This window comes from Nostoc sp. CmiVER01 (assembly GCF_034531135.2).
Lineage (GTDB): Bacteria > Cyanobacteriota > Cyanobacteriia > Cyanobacteriales > Nostocaceae > Nostoc.
The window spans coordinates 471,246-495,593 of the sequence record NZ_JAVRBU020000003.1 but is presented as its reverse complement, the minus strand read 5'-3'; the positions used below and the strand labels follow the sequence as shown (position 1 = coordinate 495,593).

Sequence of the window (24,348 nt, the reverse complement as noted above, 5' to 3'; positions counted from 1 at the left end):
TATAAAGCACAGCTTTTCAGCCAACAATCAGGTTCCCAGGTATTCATCACACAGCGATCGCAAAACTTTTCGGTCTATTGACAGTAGAGAACCTCAATTCATCCCTCTATTATGCAACGCCAGCTAATTATTTCTTTAACTGTAATGGATTAGTATTAATAACGGCAAAACAGTAATTTATATACTAAATAGTATTTGGTGAATAATCCTAAAAATAATTTGTTTCGCAAAGAGGCTTTAGAACGGGCTTCTTCTCCAGAAGAACTAGACCAAATCATGCAGGTAGTCAGTCCTCAAAAGTGGCTACCTCTATTTGCAGTTGGTTTGTTAGTGGCAGCAGGTTTTTTTTGGAGTATTTTAGGAAGAATCCCAATTACAGTCACGGGTACTGGAATAATCGTTTACCCCAGTAAGGTTGCGTCTTTCCAATCGCCAATCGCAGGTAGGTTGCGAACAGTAAATGTCAAAGTTGGCGGCTTTGTTAACAGAGGAGATGTACTAGCAACGTTAGATCAAAGCGAACTGCTTAAGCAGCTACAACTAGTACGAGACAAACTGACGCAACTGCAACAACAGGGACGTGATGTTAACTCCTTACAACAACGGCGGCAAGATGTAGACAAGCAGGCAATTGAACAGCAACGCCAAAGCTTGCAGCAAAACTTGCTCTCAACAAAGAAGCTAACATCAATTTTAAAGGAGAAAGGACTAGACTCAATTCGACAAGATCGGATTAGCCAAATACAAAGCTTGCAAGCTACGGAGCAGCTGCTACCGACTTTTAAACAAAGATTAGATAAACGCCAGCAACTATTGCAACAGGGAGCAATTTCTGGTGATACAGTACTCCAGGCGCAGCAAGACTACTTAAACACAGTTAAACAAATTAATGAAGCGCGATCGCAACTCAAGCAACTGGATGTCAAAGAAGCAGATGCCGAAAGACAATATCTAGAAAACTTGAACTCAATTAAAGATTTGCAAGCGCAGTTAAAACAACTAGATAGCAAAGAGGTGACATCAGAACAACAGGACTTAGAAGCTGACACTAACCGTAAACAAGAAATTCAGGAAGTCCAACGAAATATTGCTCAATTAACAGTGCAATTAGTAGAGAACAGCCAGATTAAAAGCAGTTACACTGGAAGAATTTTAGAAATATCTGCAACACCAGGGCAGGTTGTATTACAAGGTACACCAATTGGAGCGATCGCTGCTCAACAAGCATCAGATCAACCCGTAAGCGTAGCATTTTTCCCTGTTGGTGATGGTAAGAAAATTCAACCAGGAATGAAGATACAAATCACGCCTAGCACAGTGCAACGAGAACGTTTTGGTGGAATAATTGGCTCTGTTACCGATATTTCAGCTTATCCAGTGACTAAAGAGAGTGTATTAAGTGTAGTAGGCAATTCCGAGATCGTCCAAGGGTTTATGGCACAGGGGCCACAAATTCAGGTTACTGCCCGACTACAACCAGACGCTAACACCTTCAGCCAGTACAAATGGTCTTCTTCTCAAGGGCCTGAGTTGAAAGTAACTCCTGGAACTACTACTACTGTACAAGTCACTGTAGAAGAGAGGGCCCCGATTACGTTTGTCCTACCGTTGTTCCGCTCTTGGAGTGGCATTAATTGATACTGAGAATCAGGAAGCTAGGGTAATTACTGGAGTTTAGACTAAGCCATCCAAAAATACCCAGCAGTGCTGAGTTAATGAGAGACGGAATGATATTATGAATAATCTTGAGTATTAAACCGCAACTGATGGTTCTTTACGTGGTGGAGTTACTGTTTTTTTAACAATTGGGCATCGGTTTTTACGGTGACGCTTTTTTCCTGTTTGCCAGCCAGGGGACTTTCCGCGAGGTTTGGGTGCGCTTGTTGGAGTACCAATCACCGCAAAAACTCCTCCCATAGCTTGAGCAACTCGCCCAGGGGTCAATTTATCGGAGGATTTCTGCCAAGGTAAAGGATTATCAGTCACGATATCACGGGCTAACCACAATTCCCAAGTCATGAGGGGCATCAGGTCACTCCACCGTTCACACTGCTTAGGAGTACTAAACTTGGGCACAGTCCAATGTAAACGTTGCTTTAGAAAGCGATACCAGTGATCAATTGTAAAGCGGCGCAAGTAAAGTCGCCAAACTTCTTCTATTGGAGGCATTTCTTCTCCTACCCAAGCTAACCACAGAGGTTTTGATACTCGTTGATTACCTTGTTCGTCAATACGTTCAACTCTTAAAAGTGACATCGGGCGTGTCACTGCTTTACGGAAATGCAGATTTTTCCACAGGCTAACGCATACCCGTTTTAGTTTGGGATCGTCTACCTCGAAGACAGATGCTGCTTCACCCCATGTTGTTGGTTCATTCAACTTGAATTTATCACCATGTTTTCTGGGACAGCCCTTGCCAGAATAAGCTCCTGGTTCACCCCATAAACACAAATTTGAACGCAACCGGACTAGAATATCGACTGCAATGTTAGCTGTCTTTAAGACAAAAGGCGCACATCCATACTGACTGTCCCAAACTGAAATCGGTCTGGTGGGTAAATGCTCACATACCTGTTTTAGCTGCCAAATTGCTTTCTCTATTGGGCTTTCCCAACTAGCTATGCGCTCATGTCTCAAGGGTAATGCCCAACTACCTGAATCTTCTGGTATCCAAGCAATTGTACTGTATCCTTGACCAAGGGTAATTGGTTTATTTCCGGCTATGGATGTGCCACTATGCTCATAAGTTCGCTCTTGCAACGTTACTGCATCTGGGCGTGACCAGTTTGTATGATCTCCTGCTAACAACAGTCGTCCCTTGAGGGGTATCTGTTTGATGTATAACTGCATCAGTTTCTGTCGCTGCGGTCTGCTATCTTGTAGCGCTTCATAAATACTTGACCACTTGCGTCTGAATACTGGTGATAAAGATAAGTCTGCTAATGAATAAACATTGCGAGTCAGCAATATGGCATCTGTCAATTCAAAAGTTGCGTCCTTCGCTCTACCTAAATATTTGTAGGCTACTTGACGAAACTCTTCAAGTCTGGCATTTTTCATGTTGGTAGGTGAGTAATGGTAGTTCTTTTCTCACCTTCCGCCAAAAGGGGGACTGTATTCAATCAGACACCCCTTTTTTCTTGCTCATTCTCCATCTAGTTTCAGATTTAAGATAATGATTATCATTATTGTATTTAAATTTCACACATACATATTACATATTTATCGAAAGTCGCGGATGTTTTGAGGCTGAAAAGATAATATTTTTAATCTGTAGTTCTATTTGATTTGCACTCTCTCATATGGCTTTTAGTCTAAACTCCAGTAATTAGAGATGTAGCTCTACGATTATTTTCTGTAATTCCCGGTAGCCTCTTGTTCTGCTCAATAATTATCTCTACAGTTCTTCTTTCGACAACTGGCTTAAGCTTTCTCGATCTAATTCTTGAGACAGGTTTTGATTCATATTTGCGATACTCCTCCTCAAGTGTCCCCTTTGCCAAGAACCCATATTTTGACTTTTTTGGACATTTTATGGTATAAATCACATCATCTGTCGAACCATCAACTGGGCAAACAATCCTTCCCTAGTTGCCAACTCTTGAAAAGTTCCTTGTTGTATAACCCGGCCTGCTTGAAGTACATAAATGCGATGAGCGTTGCAGATGGTACTAAGCCGATGAGCAATAACGATTCTAGTGACTTTCAATTTATCCAAGCTTTGACTAACTACGGCTTGGGTTGTGTTATCGAGCGCACTAGTAGCTTCATCAAACAGTAAAATCTTAGGTTTGAGTGCTAATGCTCGTGCAATCAATAGCCGTTGTCGTTGTCCACCAGAGAGATTAGTACCGCCTTCACTTACGACTGTATGCATCCCCATTGGCATGACAGCAATATCATCTGCTAAACCCGCCATTTGAGCCGCTTCCCAAGCTTGGTCAATCGTAAGGCCTGCACCACTGGTAATATTATTAAAAATAGAAGCTGACATCAGCCGACTATTTTGCAGTACAACACCTAATTGACGGCGCACAGCATGAATATCCACAGAGGCTAAATCTTGTCCGTCGTAGTAAACCTTGCCTAATTGGGAGGATTCAAACCCTAAAAGTAGTCTTAATAAAGTTGATTTACCGCTGCCAGAAGGACCAACAATCGCAATAAATTCTCCAGCTTGAGCATGAATACTAATATTATCTAATACCAAAGGAAGATTATTAGCATAACGAAAGCTAACACGCTCTAGAGCTAATGAGCCTGAAAGTTTTCTGGGATCTGCTTGGTTAAAGTTAATTTCCGGTTCTGCAATTAGAATTGGTTTAGCTCGTTGCCACAAAGGCAAGATTTGCAAAACTTCTACGACTGCACTGCTGAGGCTAGTTACTCCATTGATAAAAGTGCCGAAAGCAACATTAATTGCTAGAAAAGTACCAGTAGATAGGCGAGATTCGCCCAGTGCCTGGGATTGTGCAATTAAGCCAGTAGCAAACCAAAACAGAGCCGCTGTCGTTAAGGTAGGTAGTACTTTATTGATCACAGCAAGACTATCTTTAATACCTTGCGTACTAAGCATTAGTTTTAGTTGCTGAGTATACTGTTGACCCCAATAAGCAAAGGCACGAGTTTCAGCTTTGGCGGCTCTAAGTTTAGCTACTCCATTAATCAACTGTATAACCATGCCAAAAATTTCACCTTCATACTTTAATCCCGAGCGAGCTTGACGGACGATCGCAATACCGAAGCTGATAGTCACAGCAGTATTTATCAGTGCAACTGCACAAGCTAATAGAGCTAAGGAAAAATTGTAGTAGAACAATAATCCGAGATTGAGCAACGAAAACAAGCTAGAAAGGATTGATTTTAAGATTGTATTACCCAATCTTTTGTGAATTTGATTAATAGCTGTGACTCTAGAATTTAAGTCACCAACTGAAAAAGAGCGGAAAAAAGAAAGCTTGAGATTGAGTAATCGATCCCAAACTGCTACTTGAGTAGAGGAAGTTGCAAAAGTTTCTAGCCTAATCGTAGCCAGCCCTTGAGTTAATTGAAACAACGTTGCGCCTACATTAGCAGCCACTAATCCAAAAGCAACTTGACCCAGTAAAGCGCGATTTCCATCAGGGATAGCTTTGTCAATCAAAATAGCTGTAGCTTGAGGCGTGAGCATTCCTAATGAAGTAACTGTAATTCCCGTCAAGAAAATTACAATCAACTCTCTATAATGGCGTTGGAAAGCAAACTGAAGTAAATCTAGAACTTTGAGATGTTTCTGGCTTAAAGGTCGATAAAATATGTAAGCATTTGGAATTAGTGTTGCTGCTGTACGAGCATCTACAGGGACAGAGGTTTGTTCGCTAGGCGCATAGAGTTGATAACGGGTATTAGACGTTGGTAACAATGCCACTGGCAACTTGGTCTTTTCGGTATATGCCAATATCGGGTCATAATCCTGTCGCCACCAGTTGTCTGGCAACTTAATTTGCCGCACTCGGATACACGAAGCGCGAGCAAGAGCCTCTACAGAGTCTTTAATTTCCTGGGAATCTTCGGAAATTGCTGGGGGACGAATTTCAATTCCTAAAGCTCTGCCTACAGCACCAGCCGCGACTAATAAAGCTTGCTGGCTGTCAGTTAAATAGAAATTTGTATTCAACGTTGAGCGATTAGTTACTTTATTTGACCTTGGTTGCAGTACAGATGCTAGTTCTGTCAAGGTTTGTGTCATTAACTCACGATCAAGGCGTTCCTTTGACTCTAATCTGAGTAATTCTGCATCTATCTCTTGTGTAGGATTTTTGATAGCATCTATCTCGGTTAAAGAAGTGCAAGAAATAGAGAAATCGTCAGTAAAATTAGTTGCTGCTATTGAGACAATACTAGATTCAAACTCAAGGTTTTGTTCGCTACGAATAAATTGCAAGTATGGGCCTTCAATTTTCTGTAATTGCTCATGAGTTCCTTGTTGAACTATCTTTCCGTGTTCGAGAACAATAATTTCATCGCAATCTCGAATAGTGGAAAGTCGGTGTGCGACAATGATGCAAATGCAACCACGCGCTTGCAAATTATTACTGACTTGGTTTTCTGTTTCGGCATCTAAGGCACTGGTAGCTTCATCTAAAATCAGAATGCTAGGATGATTAACCAAGGCACGCGCAATTTCTAAGCGTTGTCGCTGACCACCACTGAGATTAGCAGCACCCTCTAACAGGTCTGCATTATATCCTCCTGGTAGAGAAACAATCACATCATGAATCTGAGCATCTTGACAAGCCTGAACTAAGTCTTTGTTGAGTATAGTACTGTCCCAAAGTGTTAAGTTATCCTTGACACTTCCAGCAAAGAAAAAGATTTCTTGGTCTACCACAGAAATAGAATTAACTAATACCTGGCGCTCAATTTGTTCTCTAGGTTCGCCATCGAAGTAAATTTCTCCTTGCCAGGGTTCGTAAAGTCCACACAAAAGTTTGGCAATAGAAGACTTACCACAACCACTAGCACCTACTAAAGCAACTCGCTGCCCTTTTTTGACACAGAGATTAAAATTTTCTATTATCGGTGGAGCTATTTGGCTGTAGCCAAAGGTGACATTCCGTAATTCAACATCCCCTCTTAGTTTAAGCAAAGGAGCAGGGGGCAGGGAGTAAGGGAGAGAATCTTTCCCCCTGCCCCCTGCCCCCTGCCCCAATTCCTCTCCCCTGGCTCTTTTCGGTTCTAACTGCGAGTCAATTGGGTTATGTAAAACATCGTCAAGGCGCTTAAGATTGCCTTCCATCTCTTGCAAGTCAGTTCCTAAGTCAACCAGATTATTGACAGGCTCAAGAAACCTTTGCATCATGCCTTGGAAAGCAACTAACATGCCGATGCTCATGGCTCCATCCATGACTCGCAAACCGCCGAAAGCTAATATGAGCAGAGATGCACTAGCTGACAGAAATGTTGGTAAAATTCCTAGTGCTTGGTTTGTTACTTCCAATTGTTGACGTATATTGATCGCTTTGGTGTAGTTACCAGCCCAGCGAGAGAAAAAATATGACTCTAATCCAGATGCTTTGAGCGTCTCTATACTTTGAAGAGCAGAAATTTCTATGCCTTGGACTTTTCCATACTCTTGTATTAGTTTAGTATTCGTATCTGTGCGATGCCTTCTTACCCATTGCAAAGTAAGTAGGTTTATGGCGACAAAGGCGATCGCAATTAAAGTTAGCAATACGTCGTATTGCAACATTACTATTACATATAGAAATATAGAAGCTGCTGCGATCGCACTAGTAGCTAACTTCCCAGAAAGCAAATTTGCTATACTATCGTTAAGTTGTATACGACTACTGATTTCTCCTGCAAATCGCTGATCGTAAAAACTGATGCTCAGGCGTAAGATATGCCAGAGGAATTGACTTTTCATGCTGGCGGACAGCTTGACTTTTAACTGACGCAGAAACTGCAACTTTAATAGCGTTAAAAATCCATTGAGTGCAGCTGTTAAAATCATCCCTAAAATTAGCGGACGCAACCACTCATTTTTACCGCCAATTAACACACTATCTACAAAAACTTGAGAAAATACAGGCAGAGCTAATCCCGGAATGACTTGCAAAAAACCTGCTAGCACACAGTAAACTATAGCACCAACAGATCCTTGCAGACGTGACCATAAACTCAAGATAGTGCTAGGTTTTTGTCCCCCTGTTTGGAAACCTAAACCAGGCTCTAAAGCAAGGACAACTCCTGTGTAGGAGCCATTAAATTCTTTCCAAGAGACACTACGCCGTCCAGTAGCAGGATCGTTGAGATAAACTCGTTCTTTGCTTAAACCTTCTACAACTAACAAGTGGTTAAAGTTCCAAAATACAATGCAAGGAAGTTTGAGATGCCACAGTGCAGTTAAGTCTTTCTTGTAGCCCTTAGCGTTGAGTCCATAGCTTTTGGCTGCCTTGACAACGTTAAAAGCATTAACACCATCGCGTGATACTCCACAAGCTTGCCTAAGTTCTATCAGCGGGACAATGCGACCGTAGTATGCCAAAATAATTCCCAAGGCAGCAGCGCCACATTCTGCTACCTCCATTTGCAGTACAGTCGGAGTATGACAGCGCTTGCTTTTACGCCCTATTATCCTTTGGAGATTTTGCCACCACATCATATCTAGTTAATGCCACTCCAGGATTTTAAAAGCGGATTGCAACGGATAAGCGATCGCTCTTGGATTGCCCGCTCGCTTACTCATCACAGATGAAGTGATGAGTTGAGAGCCGGGAAACTAATTATCCACAACCATTCGTAGATACTATTAATACCACGGGCTTGCCGATATTTCTCTAAAACAAGCCGTGCTTTCTCACCTTGATAACGATCAATATAAAAATGAGCGAGGGTTAAATATTTACTATAAAAATTTTGGTCAAGTAGCTTGATGTCTAACTTCTTTAAATTTGGGTTGCGGCTGAAAGCCTTTTCTTGGACACGTATCTCATTAACTAACATCCGCTCTTTATTTTTTGACATACTGTTTGTAGACAGGCGATAAAAAGCTACAGGCTCATTCAAGAAATGAACAGGAAATTTTTCAATAATTCGCAGCCACAAGTCGTAATCTTCGCAAGAAGTTAATGTTTCATCGAACAAACCCACCTCATCGAAACATTCTCGACGGACTACCACAGTAGGCACTGGTATATAATCAATCATAAATAACATCCAATCCTGTAGGACACCAGATGGGTGACTTCCTTTTGGCCACATTTTGGAAGAAAACACACGATTATCCTTAAAATAGATCATATTTGAATAGACTAAACCAATATTTGGATTGGATTCAAAACAGGCAACCTGTTTTTCCAGCTTATATGGTATCCATAGGTCATCATCATCAACGAAGGCAATATATCGTCCCCGCGAAGCTATAATCCCTGTATTTCGAGCGGCAGGTAATCCTTTATTTTCTTGATGGATAACAGTAATCTTATCCTTGAATTGGGCTAAGACTTCTCTAGTATTGTCTGTGGAACCATCATTGACAACGATAATTTCATAGTCTGTGTATGTTTGTGCTAACACACTCTCAATAGTTTCTGAAACTAGATCGGCCCGTTGGTAAGTGGGAATAATGACGCTAACATTTGGCATAGTCTGAATTTGTGTTCGCTCTAATTCAACTTCTAGTTTTTTAATTTTTTGTTCTAAAGTACGAATATTTATCCAATCTTGAAAAGCTCCGCTCATGTCAAAAGGTTTTATCTTTTCAAGCCATGAATAATTAGGATATTTCCCAAGTGGTACTTCTCTTATATTAAGTTTCCTATAAATATATAATGTCTCAGGAAAGCAAGAACTAACTAGGGTGGGTCTATAAGTATCTAATACTTGATTATTAAGTAAAGATTCGTCATAAATATTTGAACTGGGAGTTCCTAAATTCAGTTGGAATTTTGCATTGATTGCATCTATAAAATCTTGAGTATTCTCAGCAATGCTATAAACACTAGCTAAAAGGCAACGATTAGGAAATTTATCATAAAACTCTATTAGCTTTTGATTATACTGTATCCACGTTTTTACTGGTATATGTGGATATTTAAAATATATGTCCTCACCTCGACGGTAGAGGGAATCTACCACCTCCCACGGTGAGCGGTAAATTAGTAAAAAATTAGCCTCTGGGAGTAAAGATTCCCAAAAATCTAAGAAAAGCGTAGTCCGCGGGTCTTTCCATCCCCAAATTGGAGCCTGTGAATTTTTGGCAATGATTTCTTTTGCTTTTTCTATATCCCGTTCATCTACATTAATTTGTTTGTCTATAGTCCACTGTTTATCCTTTAGTGTTTGTGACTTCAAAACCATTTGATGAAATTCAAGAAAGTCAATATTTTCAAAGAAGCCTTTAACATTATCCGGTCTTGCTTCTAACAGTCTTTGACCAATATTTAACCCCGCACTTTGAAGTAAAGATGCAGTAAAAGATGTACCAGAACGATGCATTCCGGTAATCACTAAAACAGATTGTTTCATCTGGTTAGTTTCCATAATACTTGGCTAAGGGAATGAATTCTATTGCGAATAAGGCTGTCAAAAAAGCAACGCTGTACTGTTTCGTGGTTTAAGAACTTCCCGTAAAAAGTCAGCTTAACACTACCTTGACAGCCAGTTCTCGATTAAGTCACAAGCTGTGATTAAACCCTGTTCAGCGTTAATTTTCTCACCAACTTCAACAGTCCGTCTTTTATAATCAGGTGTCAATACTTTTTTTTCTAAAACATTAGCAACTCTATCCGCTGTCAGCTTCTGTGAGTCCATAGCCGCTCCGACTCCTAATTTCTGCACCTGTAGGGCATTAAAAAATTGATCGAAGGCAAAGGGTTCCACCAGCAGTGGACAGCCATTACGCAGCGAACGCGCGATCGTCCCGACTCCGCCATGAGTAATCACGGCGGCGGCACGGGAAAACAACCAATCGTGCGCTACAAAACCATTTGCAAACATGACGTTATCCCAGTCGATGTCTGATGGTAAATGACTTTGATTAAAGTCTGCCCAGCCTTGGTGAATCAAAATTCGCCGACCCAATTTAGCCGCAGCCCGGACGTGAACTGACACAATTTCTTGGGGATTTTCCAGAGGCTGACTACTGTATGAAAGCACTAAAGGTTTAGGTTCCTGCTCAACAAATTCCCTAATCTCTTTGCTAGGTTCTTCATCTCTCCAATCGGAATCTTCATAAAACCAGAAACCTGTTTGATTTACTTGAGAATATTCTGGAGATAATTGGCTAAAATGAGGACTGGCAGCCAAAAGAAAGCGGTTTGATTTTTTGTTATCTAGCCACCAATTATGGTAATAAGATTTATCTTTAATTTGTGGGCTAGAATAGCACTGATAACATGGAGTCACACAAGCTCGAACCCAGCAAAGATCATAAGTATCCGCTATTACACCTGCAAGTGTATCCTGCTCAAAATCAGAAATTAATATATCTGCATCATCACATGCCTCAAACAGACGGTTCCAAGCGTGCAAAATGTTATGCTTGTGTTTCACAGATTTGGTTTTGTCTGGCGACTGTGCCCTCAATGAAGGTAATTGGTTCCATACTTGTGCATTACGTCGCACTTCTTCAGCACCAATCCTTGGGTACCCCGTGGCAGCTTCCAGTCCAGCTTTTAAAACATAGGAATGTACCGCCTCATTTACCACTGTCCGTATTTTATGCCCTCTAGTTTTCAGGGCTTTTCCAAGTGCGATATAAGGCAAGTTGTCTCCTAATGTACCGTTACTTGTGATGACTATAGTACTCATGTCTAGGTAGTGGTAAAGGGGATTGGCGAGCGGGGATTGGGTTTAAATGAATCATGCGGATATAGGCTTGACGAGAAATTTTGCAAGGGGCAACAAAAACAACCTATCAATGCACTATTTTGAAACGAGCGGTATTTCCGAAAAGCCGTGCGAGAGACAGTCCTCCCCCTAAGCTTTTAACACTGGACAGCTAAGTTTAGCTTGGCTGATGCTTAAGATGCACAAAGCGCACACACTCGCATTCGCAATCGCCTGGTTGATTCTTTCAGAACTTTTCAAATAATAATTCTGAAATTTTCTCTGAAAGCAAGAGTTTTAAGCTTCTGACGATCGCCTGACATAATTAGCGATCGCTTAAAAATTTTCTTAGTTATACCGTTTTCATATCAAGATGCATCAAAAGAACTATCATCTACACTTTCTTGAAGGTTGCAATCCATTACTTGGAGCTTTTGTAACATTTGTGAGAAAGCGCTCACCAACCCCTAAACTCTCAATACTCTGTTACGCATTCTCAATAAGGCATCTACAAGTAATAAAATGCCCGACCGTTTCAATAATATCAGGACTTACACAATCGGCACATATTATTCTCGTGTTAAGAAGCAACAGTCATATCACGTCCTTTCTCTCCCTTTTCCCTTTTTCCCTTAACTGAGAAATATTGGGTTAAAAGAGACCAAAATATATAATGTGCAGCTTCACAGATAATTTATATGAACCCTATTTTGTCACTTGTGGAAAATCCAATAGCCTAAAATGTTATGGGGCTTTGGTTTCCAGCTTTTGTATATAAACTTTAGCTTCTATTAGAAAATAAAGTCTCAAATCTGGATTAAATCAAACTCTCAGGAATTAGCTGAGATTGTTGTTTTCCAAAAGTGACAAAACAGAGATTAAATTCATTGAGACTTTGCATTTAAACCCGGTTTATCTGCCTTATAAATGAATACGGGTGTGTACTCCGCCGCATCCACCTAAATCGAAATTCACGTCCGCTAATCCGGCTGCTATTATTTTCAATTCTTCCTCTGATAGTTCACCATCTAGAAGTTCACCATCCAGAATTTCTTCGTTGATGGGTTGTTCTTGTAAAGGTTCCATTTTTGTTTCTCCTTTTCCGATGTTGTTTATTAATTTGTTATTTTACCATGTATTAACCTACCACTTATTAACAGTATAGTCAAGGTTTTATACAAAACATCCTACTTTTCCCACTTTTACTAATTAAAAACATAATTTTATTAACTATTGATTACATTAATAAATATGAAAAAACTCTAGTTTTCACCTTTACTAACAGTATTTGCTAAACAATTTGATTGTAAAGAGCAAGTATACTAAGAGTAAACACTACCCATTCGGATTAAGCAACTCTCCATCCACAATCGCAATCCCCCTACTGCGGAAACTTCAGCAATAGTTTATTAATGAGAATCCTGCTTTGCAAGGTCATCATTCCAGCATTCTTGCAAATACTCAAAACCTGGGTTTTCTCCAAGTATCCCTGCGATCTTCACTTTCTCCATTCGCCAAGATATTATTAAGTAACAGAAAATCATTCATACTTTTGATGATTGCTTACTCGATATTAGTTCTAAAACTGAGCAAGAGGAACAAGAAGCACACGATTAAGTCAAAATATTATTCGCGGCTATTTCTCAGAAATAATATTTCTTCTTTTATTTTTGCAAAATTGGGATGTTCACGTCTAATCTTTTACGTAAATGTAAATATAAATTTATGCTACTTTTTGAAAATAAATACATTAAAGCGATATGCATTATTTCCATAATTGGCAATATATTGATTTTCAATTTCTATGTTAACAGGTTCATTAACTAAAAGTTGGTGAAAATAATTTTTATCGTAGTATAAATGTTCTAAAAACTGATATTGCTTGTTATATTCTTCTTCTCCAATTGCTTCTCGTCTTCTGTCCATATCTTCTTCTTTTCTAGAAAGGTTGGGAATATCCAATATTCCAATGCTTTTTCTCGCTAATTTAAGCATTATTTTAATAACTTTGGCAGTATAATCATAATCGTGAAAATACAAAAATACGCCATTAGCAATTACAAGATCAAATTGTTCTTCTCTATGAATATCAATAGCTTCACAAGCTTTAATATCAGCTTGAGGCATAGCAGATAAAGCAATTTTAACTAAATTTTCTGCATAATCAATTCCTGCTACTTTGTGTCCTTTTTGGTAAAAGGGATAAAGAAAAGCACCTGAACCACAGCCGACTTCAAAGATAGAATCTTGTGATTCAATTTTTAACTTAGTAACTATGCCTTCAAAATACTCCATCCATGCTTCGGTTTGACTTAGCTGACCAAATGGTGAACTAAAACCATCAATGGCAATTAACTGTTCTAAGATAGGTTTATCTGCTGAAGATATTTGTCTATTATTCCAAATTTTTTGCCAATTGTTTATCATAATTATTTACCTGCTAATTTACAAAAATACTTGTATTTTATTTTAAACTAGCTACAACCTCTCGAAAAGCTTTGAGAAAAATATCATTGTCAGTAATACTTCTAACAGCTAGTCTTAAATAGAATTTTTTACTACTAAAGCGACTGGATAAATCTTTAACGTATATACCATGTGCGGACAATAATTTTTGAGTCAAGTTATTTTTAAAGTTTAGATCGTAGTCAAGACAAAGCAGTAAAAAATTTCCGCCACTAGAGTAAACTTGTTTAACGCCAGGAAGTGACTTAAGTTCCTTAGCAAATTCTTCGCGGTCTTCTTTAGTTTTTTGGAAAGATGCTTTTATCGTCTCTCGATGTTTCAGGATAATTTCTAAGAAGTATTCAGCTAGGGAATTTATATTCCAAATGGGTATGTGGCTACGGAGATAAGCATTAAAAGCTTTGTTGTCAGTGTAAACATAATCCAAGCGAATACCTGGAACTCCTAGTATTTTACTTAAGCTTACTAGTAGAATTACATTAGATAGTGGAGCGTTTTCGAGTAAAGGTAGAATGCTTTCTTGGTCGGAGAAATTAATAAATGATTCGTCTAAAATCACTATTTTATCAGGATGAGTAGCAGCAAAATTATAGATCCATTTTGTTTCCAGTAAAGAACCACTGGGGTTATTAGGGTTGACAAATACAATAAAATCACAGTTTTGAGCTTTTTCAAGAATTTCTGTAGTATCTATTCCTATTCGATCTGAGTATGTAATAGCTTTAGGAAAAATTCTACTATACTCACCGAATGTAGGACTAGGAAGCAAGCCTCTAAATTCAGCTAAGTATTGTTCTACAATCGGATAAACTTGGGAAACACCATTTAGAACAGTAACCTTCTCCTCCTGACAATAAAGATAGGTAGCAAGTTTACGGTTGAGAATAGTTTGGGTAGAACCATAGTTTTGAACTAGAGATACCAGGTTGTTTTTCATTTCAGATAAAACAGAACTGGTAGGAAAATACATATTGCGGATAAAGCAATAATCAAGAATATTATAGTTCCAATAGCCTCCGTAGGAACTATCTAAAATAGTCTTCTGCTTAGATTTATCAAAGATAAAATGAGCAATTCTTAGATCGTTAGGATCGTCAATCTCAGCCCATTTTTCTGACTCACCTACAATTTCAACAAAAATATCTTCTTTTTGTAAGTAAATAATTAATCCCACAATCAGTTCATAGTAGCAATTATCATCAATAGTTTGAGCGTAGTATTGGAGTATTTTTCCAAAAGAACTATTGCAAAATTCCTGAGAAAAACGATAAATATTTAAAGTTTTATATTTGTCACAAAAATCAAAGTCAACGTCTTGGAGATGGGGAGGGATAACATTCGTGATGATTTTTCGTTTCGATATAGTAACTACAGTCCCATCCATACCACTTCTGTAGCGATCAACCAAAGCAACATTTTTATACGACGATTTCAGTAAACGCTCAAGAATAGCTGGTTCAAAGATTAAGTCACATTCAATCAGGATAATATCCTTATCTATACACAAATTTTGTAAAGCTAAAGATAAGGAGTAAATATTGTTTGTTTCCCCATATCTTTCGTTATGTACGTAGTTAATAGCTAAATCGGGATAATTTTGCTCGATATGCTGTTTTATCTCTGCAACTCGATAACCTGTCACAATGGTAATATCAGTGAGATGATACTCAAGTATCCCGTCAATAATTCTTTGCAGAACTGTTTTCTCGCCAATTTGCAATAGGGTTTTGTGAGTTTGGTAGGTGAGGGGGCGCATTCTCCTGCCATATCCAGCCGCCAAAATGATTACTTTGAATTGACTCTGGTCTGCCTTCATTTGATGATATCAGTATTTGTCAATTAAAAATTGAGTTTTTCTACCTGCGATCGCATTAATACAATTCATCCTTACCTATTTAAGACTACCGGGTTTAGTGAAGTAAGTAAATAAAAAGTGCAAATTTTCAAGGATTGGGACGAGCAAGCGTTACCTGCACCGTATCGGTATCCTTCTACAATTGCAATTGACCGGGACGAATGTAAAGCAAAGCTGCGAGTAAATATTGGCTCTGCTCTAACTTACGCTCTTGAGCTTGGTTTAGCATCTTAAATATAATATTCAGCTCACTCCGAGCAGTAGTTCCGTTCTGAATACGACTTTCCCTTAAAATTTGATGAGATTTTTTCATAAGCCCTGAGTATGTAGTTTTAATTTCCTCAGGTGGGATACTCATCCAGAAATCAGCATTTTGTTTTCTAGCCTTTTGTAATGCAGACAATATATCTGGATCTAAAGGGTTTCGTTTATATTGCTCAATTAAGCTATATAAAACTTGTATATAAAGATGAGAAATTATTTTCAAGTTGCGTTTTAGCGATATTTCTGGTAGCTGTAACCAAGGGGCATCAATGATATTTTTTGGTGAAGTCCAATCCCAGTCAGGCTCTGAAATTTTCCAAAAATTTCCATATACCCAACTTAAATACTTTTCTACATCATCAGGAATATTAAATTCATTTTCTTTAAAGATAATTTTTTTAAATTTTGTCTTTGGATAAGCAAATTTAACCAGTTCATATTTTAGCTCATTGGAATTCTCGATCAATTCATGTGTCTTTGCCCAGCAGGCGTACCATATATAATCTTTCTCTTCATAAGCAAAAAATAAATCTAAATTAATTCCATTTTTATAAACTGACAATAGTAAACCTTCTGCTTGAGTTCCCCTTGTTTTAACTTTAAACCCTTGAATGGCAAAAGATTCAGCAATTTTTTCAGTGTAATCTTTGGCAAACAATGCGATATCAATATCTTTATCGTGTTTGATAAAATCATTTTCCCGATAATAACCCAAAAGCGTACCATCTGTTAACCAAAAATGAATTCCTAAAGTATCTAAAATTTCTTTTGCTTCAATTAAATTTAAGGTTGCTTTAGTATTATCCATGACTTTATTTTTTTACTCTCTTAACTTTATTAAATCAAAACTTAGTGATACCCTAGTTTTTCGACCTTACACCAAATCATTGGACTGATGCCCAGGATAAAAATATGAAGATGATAAATTACAAGTTGTTCAGAATTTGATATTGGGTCATTTTACCGTATTGCCAGTCCCATCTTCCCAAAAAATCCTCTCCAACAATTTGTCACATGCGACAAATAATTATTAACTGGGCATAAATGTTGCCTGAGTATACAAAGTCCAGCCGAGTGTCGTTTATACATCATCCGGTTTTGATATATCTAACCATCCTGTTATAAAAAAAGTTCCTCTTCTGATAGTCCCTCGATAGTTTCAAGTTCTCCCCATTGTTCGACTTACTCTAGCCTTGATAGTTGATTATTTTCAGCTGACTGTGTTGCTGGAAGACTGTTAATCTTTTCAAACATAAAAATTATGTAGAACTATGTAGATACAAGCTCTTAACTGCATACTTAATAGGTATGCAGTTAAGAGCATAATCAAGGGTTAGCATAAAACATCCTACTTTTCCCACTTTTTCTACTTTACTAAATAAGTAAAACTGTAACCAAATATACAATCATTCACTTGTTAAGAGAAATATTGAGTATAATTACTATCTCTATTAATTGGCTAACTCTCGATTCAAAATTCCAACCCCCTAGAACAGAAATTCTATTCTTCTGTTTATCGATAGATTTTGGTAATTTCACTCTTTCAAAGAATATCTCTGCATTATTTTCTGTCACTCCATCGCCTCATCAAAGAAGTGTGTTTTCTAGCACTTCAAGGAACTCCAGTTTTCAATAATTCTAAAATCTCGTTTCTGCAATAATTTCTACACATACTGGTGTTGCTTACGCTCTTTTGTGTCAAAACTGAAGGATGGGAATTCGTTGATAGTTTCAAATAAAAATCTAAACTTCTTCCAGCAATGTCTTCCAGCAATGTCTGTGATGACATCTGAATATCAAACTGGGTTGGGTAGAAAGGTTGACTTTCAGCCGGAAATTTGTTCAACCAAAAAAAAGATGCAGTTCATGTCTGGGAACTTTCTTGCAATGTTATGTCCAAGCTAGTTGTATATATCTCTCTATTATCAGTGGTGGACACGGCATTTTCATCACGCTTTAATCACCCCTGAAAAATTACCTCACGCCCATCGTCAGCTTCAACAAACTGGTAAACACGCTCACGATTTTCTCTCGCCCCGAACCGACCAACATAATTCAACTTTAGACCCACCTTATCCAGTAACTTCTAAGCGATCGCAATTGGAGTATATTTCTCCGAAATAGAAAGCTTCAAGTAAGTTTTAATAACCTGCCTGTACTGCACCGCCAACGCTTTCAATTGTTGCAACTGTGGATCAGAATCTCGTAACATTACTCCAGGTGAGAGGAACTGTAAGATATTGAGACTTTTTAACAACAAGACTCTGCCTCGTTGCTTTAGTGCTGCATCATAAACGTTCCAATTTTTAACTTTATACTGGGCTTTGGTCTTCATCGTTGGGCTAGGCGGCAAGCGAACATAGGCGATAGGTACAATTTACCATTTTGCCTATTCACGCAACAACGCCATATTGGGGTAAAAACCTTTGCCTTACATATTTACCCCAGTTGTTTGCCCAAACTACCCAAAATTACCCCAAAAATCTCGGAAGGCTCTGGAAACAAGCCCTACAACTCGCATAAAAAAAGGGCTTTTAAGCCCTGTAATGCTTATATTTCTTTGAAGGCGGCACCCGGATTTGAACCGGGGGTGGAGGTTTTGCAGACCTCTGCCTTACCACTTGGCTATGCCGCCACAGCAAGATTCCCTAAACTACTTTACTGTTCCTAAGATGTCTTAGTATCCATTCAGTAGCCATAGGGCGCTAGTTAAACCATGATAGCATAGGATTCTGAGGTAAAGATAGTTGATTAACTGGATGTTTCTAGTAGTCATTAAGCGATCGCTAGATGGACATCATCAACCAAATCCAAAGTTTTTGAGGTAGAGATAATAGGATGGTAGTCTTTATGTGATCACTAAAGAGTCCTGATTACAGGTTGACCATAAGTTATGAGTTATGAGTTTTAACTCCTCACTCCTAACTCCTGACTTCTTACACCTTGACTTCATCGGCAAAACTACTCCATCTAACAAAGTGAAATGGGCCGGCGATAGAACCCCACAGATGTTCATCAGTGTCTAAATCTCTTCCCCGATCAAGGCTGAAAAATTCTTTAGCATCAATCTCAAATTCGTTATCCAGATAAGTGTTTTTGCCGTCACGAACCACAATGCAGCATTTTCCAGGTTCAACCTTACCTTTAAAGCTGTTACCTGTCCACTCTACAACCATGTTGCAACCTGACATTCTTTCCAATTGGTCAATGGATAAAACTTTTAAACGTTCGGGATCACGAGATGCGCCGTAAAACTTTTGTTCTTCTTTAACTGTGTAGTGTTCAATAACAATGTAGTTTTCTGCCGGAATCAACTTCATTACCCGCATCCGGTACGGTTGATTGAGCATAAAATCATAAGCTTGTTCGAGAAACAAACTTACTCCTGAGAACAATTCCAACGGAAGGGGACGGATACACACGCGAATGTGCGCATAAAAAGGCGGATTTTCAAAAGCTTGTTCTTGATTGCTAAAGTCAGCTGCCATCCACCGGGCTAAAGTGGCAATATCAGTAGAATGAGTCACGTCGCTTTGCTCCGAATTCAAAATTCAAAATTCAAAATTAATAATCCTCATAAATAAATTTAAAGGCTTGTATTATGAGTATGTTTTGGTCATTACAGGATGATCAACTAGTGTTTGAAAATTATCTAGGATTATTTTGACACTCTTTAGACTGAAAAATCCTGCTTATGATACCTTTGATGGGGTTTAGCTACGCAATTTTTCAATTAGCTATTACGATCGCTTTGAGTTCCATGCTTAAAATCCCATCGCTTCAGCTACTGCACCCAATTTTGCTGCAATACCCTGTTTAAATTGACTTTGATTGTGTTTAATGGCTGTATCTGGGTCTTTTAGACCATTACCGGTAAGGACACAAACCACTGTTGCCCCTGTAGGAACTTGGTCTTTTACCTGCAACAATCCGGCTACAGAAGCGGCGCTAGCAGGTTCGCAGAAGATACCTTCTGATGCTGCCAAAAGTCGATAAGCTTCGAGAATTTCGGCATCGGTAACGGCTTGAAAATTTCCCTGACTTGCGGTTTGGGCTGCAACAGCTAATTCCCAACTTGCAGGGTTGCCAATCCGAATTGCTGTCGCTAGGGTTTCGGGATTTGCTACTGGCTGACCGGTCACTAAGGGCGCTGCACCTGCGGCTTGGAATCCCATCATTCGGGGTAAGCGATTGCACTTCCCATCTTGATGATATTGACAAAAGCCCATCCAATATGCTGTGATATTTCCCGCATTGCCCACGGGAATACACAGCCAGTCTGGCGCATCACCCAGCGCATCGACGATTTCAAAGGCTCCTGTTTTTTGCCCTTCTAGGCGATAGGGATTGACGGAATTTACCAAAGTCACCGGATAGCTTTCAGCCATCTCGCGGACAATTTCTAAGGCTTGGTCAAAATTTCCTTTAATTGCCAATACTTCTGCACCGTACAGTAAAGCTTGGGCTAATTTACCCAGCGCCACATAACCGTCGGGAATCAACACAAAGGCATTCATGCCCCCACGCCTTGCATAAGCGGCGGCGGCGGCTGAGGTGTTACCCGTGCTGGCACAAATTACTGCTTTTGCGCCAGCTTCCTTAGCCTTGGAAATTGCCATAGTCATCCCCCGGTCTTTGAAGCTGCCGGTGGGATTGAGACCATCATATTTTACAAAAACCCGCACTTGTCTGCCAATGCGTTCTGCGATCGCAGGCGCTGGTATTAAGGGTGTGTTACCTTCCAACAGAGTGACAATCGGTGTTTTTTCGCTGACAGGCAAATATTCGCGATAGGCTTCTATCAGTCCGGGCCAGGGTTGGCGATGAGATTTAGCAAGAGACAGGCTCAAAGTCACGGGATTTAAAATTTCTTAATGTAAAGGATTGGATATTTAGAAAGGGTGGCATAGGGAAGGGCAGAATCGGGAAGAGGAAGAAAACAAATTTTTCTTTACCAGTTTCTAGTTAAGAGTCCCCTAATTCCAAAAGAATATTATTTAAGAATATTATTTTTTGTGATGCAGGCGTTTGATTTTGCCATTTTTATTTTATTTCGACTGTGAGTTTATCATAACCGCCACGACGAACTGGGGATGCTGACAGAGTGAAAAATGATAGACCAATTCTGTGGAACTTACGTAAGAACTCTCTGAAACACTTATTCCTACTTTATAAAAAGCCAATTTTTTGACAGGCGATAAACTAATAAATTGTGTATATTTTAGCACTTTGACTTATCCATTTTTGTAGTCAAAATACGCAGGAAACTGCCTTACCCTTGCGGTAATTTCATCCTTCTCCTGATAAAGCCACTCTTGCTAGCTTGCTTCTACATTCGTAAAGTGTGCCGTAGGCAACTGGTACAAAGACTTTACACGAACAACAAGTGCTTTACCTGATTTGGCATAATTTAATATAATTTACAGAAAATTTTTTACGTAAATTGCTCAGTAACAGCAATGAATAATTAATACAACTATAATTAGCAGACTATCTAAATTAAGTATTGCTAAGTACCATTGAGTGGACAGAAGCTTTGCACACTTCGAGCGATGTTTTCTCAGGAACACAGCCATTACGATCGCTGTCTCTTATGATTGAACCTGAAATCCATTAGAGTAATTGATTGAAAATACACAATATTTTAATAAAGCTTAAAAAAGCAATATTATAATATTTCTAATGGTGTGAGTTAAGTTTTGGATTTAATTAGCGATGCCTACTTGTTTACCTAGTGTTTCCGATCACGAGTCCCACGCTAACTGGGTCAGTAAGTTAACCAAGTCTTATTATCAAGACGATCAGCAAGCTAAGTTGATGCATTTACAAGCAGAGGTAGACTCTCTGTTACAGCACTTAGAAAACCTGAAGCAGCAACGTCTAGCCGAAACCAACCAAAAAGAATAGTTCAATTTTGGAGATAGCGATGTCTACGACGGGCTAGGCCTACGCTTTTCCCCTCTCTAATCTAGATTTAAGTGAGGGGGGAATTTGAGTAAGGGGCGTGCTATTCAAAGCGCTGATTTTTCTCTGACCAGCGCCTCAAACTGTAGTTATGAGCATTTTCGACTAATAAAGCTAAGGATTGCACCCCTGAAAGCTTGGCGATCGCAGATAGTCTTTGTAAGTCATTTCCTGTAAAATCAGTATAAATAACTTCATTGCGATCAGACAAAATTATAGTTCGGTCACGGCGTTGTTCTGGATTTTCCCCCTGACTTTCAGGTGTAAGTTGATTCAAAGATGCTATTGCGCCTGCTGAAATAGTCAGTATTATTTCTGGTCGAGCATTATTTGTTAAATCAATCACTTGAACCGGCCAATCACCCAACTTTTCCTGCATCTGCTCAAAACTAGGAATAGCACCACCCGGAACTTCATCAAATTGCTGTAAAGATTTCCACAGACTCGACAATATTACCTTCACCCCTTGGGGATTTTGTTGATAGAGTTCTCGTAGAGTGATGGGAGATGGTTGTACCCATTCCAGTGCTGCATTTGTCAAGGCTAAAGGTTTGGGTTGGAGAACATCGTTTTGATTCTCTGGGATTTTTGGACCAGCAGCTAATAGGCGCAAAACTTTACCTCGTAGTTGCACCGCTTTGATAGCGGCTATAGTAATTTGTTGTTCTCCATTTGGCAACCAGACCACAATTTGAATTTCTGGGTCAGAACTAATTCCCAAAGTTTTCCATAAAAATTTGGCGGTGTCAGTTTTGGGTGGGTTGAAATTATCAAAAGGTGAATTTAGCCAGCGTTTACCGTCATAAAATGCACTCACTTCAACCTGATACCAAACTTGATTATCTGTGAGTTTCAAATCTGCTGAGGAATTTGCTTGTAGCCAGTCGGTGTTGGTAACTTGAGTGATTGGTTGGACTGTACCAACAATTTGACTAGGGTGAGTAGAGGATATTTGCGATGTACCCTCAATATTAAGTCTGGCTAACAAACCTTGAATATAAGCAAGATTATCTTTTGTAATTTTTGGTTGCGCCTTTAACCAGGAATTAGCATGTTCTTCTCCCTGCTGAACTTTTAAAATCAAGGCGAACCAAGCTTGCACCTCTAGTCTATCTGGGTTGACCCGTAACGCCGCCACTGTGCGATTCCACAATCGTTTTTTATCAACTTTGAGTAGGGTAGCAATTTCTTGGGCGTTATGTGGCGATGCTTCAAACACCTGTAAAGCTTTCCCCCAACGACCATCAATCAAATCTGCCAGCACTTCTTGACTAGGACTTGCCCAAATTTTCTCGGCTTGGGTTTTAGTAAGTTGAGAATGCAAACGAATCAAATCCATTTGCGCTTGCGCCGCCTCTGACAAAACTCCTTTGTGCTGTTTCTTGATGAATTTTAACCATTCAAAGGCTGGTGTCCACAATCCACTACGGGCAATTGACAAAGCATTTTGGTATGCAGAATCCTTGAGTGCTGGTGATTCGAGGGTAATTGCCTCCAATTGAATTGGTTTGAGGAATAACTTTAGAGGTTTGACTTGGTAAACCTGAAAGTGCGGTTCTAAATCTACAGTTTGATCGAGAACTAACTCCTTTGTACCATCACCAGTTACCTGCCGCCATTTGGGCAACTGTCCATTAGGACTAGTCCAAGACAGCATTTGTAATAAATTCCTGCGTTCTGGATTGTAGTAGACGACGTAACCGTAGCGGATTGCAGCAGTTCCTTGTTGGCGTTGACCGTGCAAATCAAACCAAACCCCTGGTGATGGTGTCGCACCTTCAAACCGTTGCACTTCAGTTAAAGGTAGGGAAATGCTAATATCTTGGAGTTCTGATGTCCCATCAAGCGAAGAAATTACAAAAGATTCATCTGGCCCAGTTACAGGTAATTGAGTTGCTAGATAGTAGTAATTTTCTGACTGAGATTTAAACTCTAACTCTTCTGAGCGTTCATAAACCCTGAGTTCTACCAGTTCTTCACAATCAGATTGACAATTAGCACGCTGCTGAAAAACTGGTAATAAAAAGGAGTTTTTCACATTTTGATTTAAAGGCAGAGTTTCCCCAAATATTTGGTTTTTTCGACTCAAGTCAAGTTGAATTTGTTTGAGAGTTTGGGGGCGTTCGTGATTACCAAGGGGAATTTGTATCCATGCAGGTAAAATTTTATTTAGCCAGCTTACCTGGTCAGGATTGAAGATGAAGAGAACACTAATCCAGGCAAAAGCCATAATTAGACTAGCACTACTGAAGAGAATTGCGTAGGCGTAGCCCACACTTCTCTGCGAGACGCTCCGCGAACGGCTGCGCTCAGTGACCGTCGTAGACATCACTAGCATTGACGACAACCAACTTCCCCGTTTTAGCTTTTTCCGGCGTTTTTTAACGACGCGTTTCACCATACCTGCATGAGGTTTATTTTCTTTAGAGATTTTTGGCGTCAGCTTGCGTGGGCGATTTTGCATAGATTAGGGACTGGGAACTGGG

General features: G+C 39.4%; 14 protein-coding genes and 1 tRNA gene. 2 read left to right on the top strand and 13 right to left on the bottom strand.

Annotated elements, in window-relative coordinates:
- Positions 1–198 precede the first annotated feature (198 nt).
- Complete coding sequence (locus tag RMZ43_RS07140; RefSeq protein ID WP_322655264.1) at positions 199–1,638, top strand: NHLP bacteriocin system secretion protein; 1,440 nt, start codon at positions 199–201, stop codon at positions 1,636–1,638.
- A 114-nt stretch (positions 1,639–1,752) separates the two neighbouring features.
- Here RMZ43_RS07140 and RMZ43_RS07135 read toward each other — a convergent pair whose 3' ends face one another.
- The 12 genes from RMZ43_RS07135 to thrC all read right to left on the bottom strand — a co-directional run bounded on the left by RMZ43_RS07135 (position 1,753) and on the right by thrC (position 20,754).
- Positions 1,753–3,060, bottom strand: coding sequence for an NF041680 family putative transposase (locus tag RMZ43_RS07135; protein WP_322646036.1), 1,308 nt, complete (start codon positions 3,058–3,060; stop codon positions 1,753–1,755).
- A 484-nt stretch (positions 3,061–3,544) separates the two neighbouring features.
- Positions 3,545–8,146 carry an NHLP family bacteriocin export ABC transporter peptidase/permease/ATPase subunit gene (locus RMZ43_RS07130; protein ID WP_416212458.1) on the bottom strand — a complete coding sequence of 1,534 codons (4,602 nt, stop codon included), beginning with the start codon at positions 8,144–8,146 and terminating at the stop codon, positions 3,545–3,547.
- A gap of 83 nt (positions 8,147–8,229) precedes the next feature.
- On the bottom strand, positions 8,230–10,011 hold the full coding sequence (locus RMZ43_RS07125) for a glycosyltransferase (RefSeq protein WP_322646037.1): 1,782 nt from the start codon (positions 10,009–10,011) through the stop codon (positions 8,230–8,232).
- Positions 10,012–10,131: 120 nt separating this feature from the next.
- Positions 10,132–11,295: a glycosyltransferase gene (locus tag RMZ43_RS07120; RefSeq protein ID WP_322655263.1), complete on the bottom strand. Its 1,164-nt coding sequence runs from the start codon at positions 11,293–11,295 to the stop codon at positions 10,132–10,134.
- 939 nt (positions 11,296–12,234) lie between these two features.
- The gene (locus RMZ43_RS07115) at positions 12,235–12,399 is read right to left on the bottom strand and encodes a hypothetical protein (RefSeq protein WP_322646042.1); all 165 of its coding nucleotides are present in this window, start codon (positions 12,397–12,399) and stop codon (positions 12,235–12,237) included.
- Positions 12,400–13,041: 642 nt separating this feature from the next.
- A complete protein-coding gene (locus tag RMZ43_RS07110; protein ID WP_322646043.1) occupies positions 13,042–13,740 on the bottom strand; it encodes a class I SAM-dependent methyltransferase in 699 nt (232 codons plus the stop codon).
- 37 nt (positions 13,741–13,777) lie between these two features.
- Positions 13,778–15,595, bottom strand: coding sequence for an aminotransferase class I/II-fold pyridoxal phosphate-dependent enzyme (locus RMZ43_RS07105; RefSeq protein WP_322655262.1), 1,818 nt, complete (start codon positions 15,593–15,595; stop codon positions 13,778–13,780).
- Positions 15,596–15,770: 175 nt separating this feature from the next.
- Positions 15,771–16,706, bottom strand: coding sequence for a LicD family protein (locus RMZ43_RS07100; RefSeq protein WP_322655261.1), 936 nt, complete (start codon positions 16,704–16,706; stop codon positions 15,771–15,773).
- A gap of 1,278 nt (positions 16,707–17,984) precedes the next feature.
- A complete protein-coding gene (locus RMZ43_RS07095) occupies positions 17,985–18,233 on the bottom strand; it encodes a hypothetical protein (RefSeq protein WP_322646046.1) in 249 nt (82 codons plus the stop codon).
- Between the two features lie 229 nt (positions 18,234–18,462).
- Positions 18,463–18,533 (bottom strand) — tRNA-Cys (locus RMZ43_RS07090).
- A gap of 301 nt (positions 18,534–18,834) precedes the next feature.
- Positions 18,835–19,425, bottom strand: coding sequence for a chromophore lyase CpcT/CpeT (locus tag RMZ43_RS07085; RefSeq protein WP_322655260.1), 591 nt, complete (start codon positions 19,423–19,425; stop codon positions 18,835–18,837).
- A gap of 237 nt (positions 19,426–19,662) precedes the next feature.
- The gene (gene thrC, locus RMZ43_RS07080; RefSeq protein ID WP_322646060.1) at positions 19,663–20,754 is read right to left on the bottom strand and encodes a threonine synthase; all 1,092 of its coding nucleotides are present in this window, start codon (positions 20,752–20,754) and stop codon (positions 19,663–19,665) included.
- Between the two features lie 859 nt (positions 20,755–21,613).
- On the opposite strand from thrC, the gene RMZ43_RS07075 reads away from it, so the two are divergent.
- The gene (locus tag RMZ43_RS07075) at positions 21,614–21,805 is read left to right on the top strand and encodes a hypothetical protein (protein ID WP_322655259.1); all 192 of its coding nucleotides are present in this window, start codon (positions 21,614–21,616) and stop codon (positions 21,803–21,805) included.
- A gap of 100 nt (positions 21,806–21,905) precedes the next feature.
- Here the strand turns inward: RMZ43_RS07075 and RMZ43_RS07070 are convergent, their stop codons facing one another.
- Complete coding sequence (locus RMZ43_RS07070) at positions 21,906–24,326, bottom strand: hypothetical protein (RefSeq protein WP_322655258.1); 2,421 nt, start codon at positions 24,324–24,326, stop codon at positions 21,906–21,908.
- Positions 24,327–24,348: the final 22 nt, after the last annotated feature.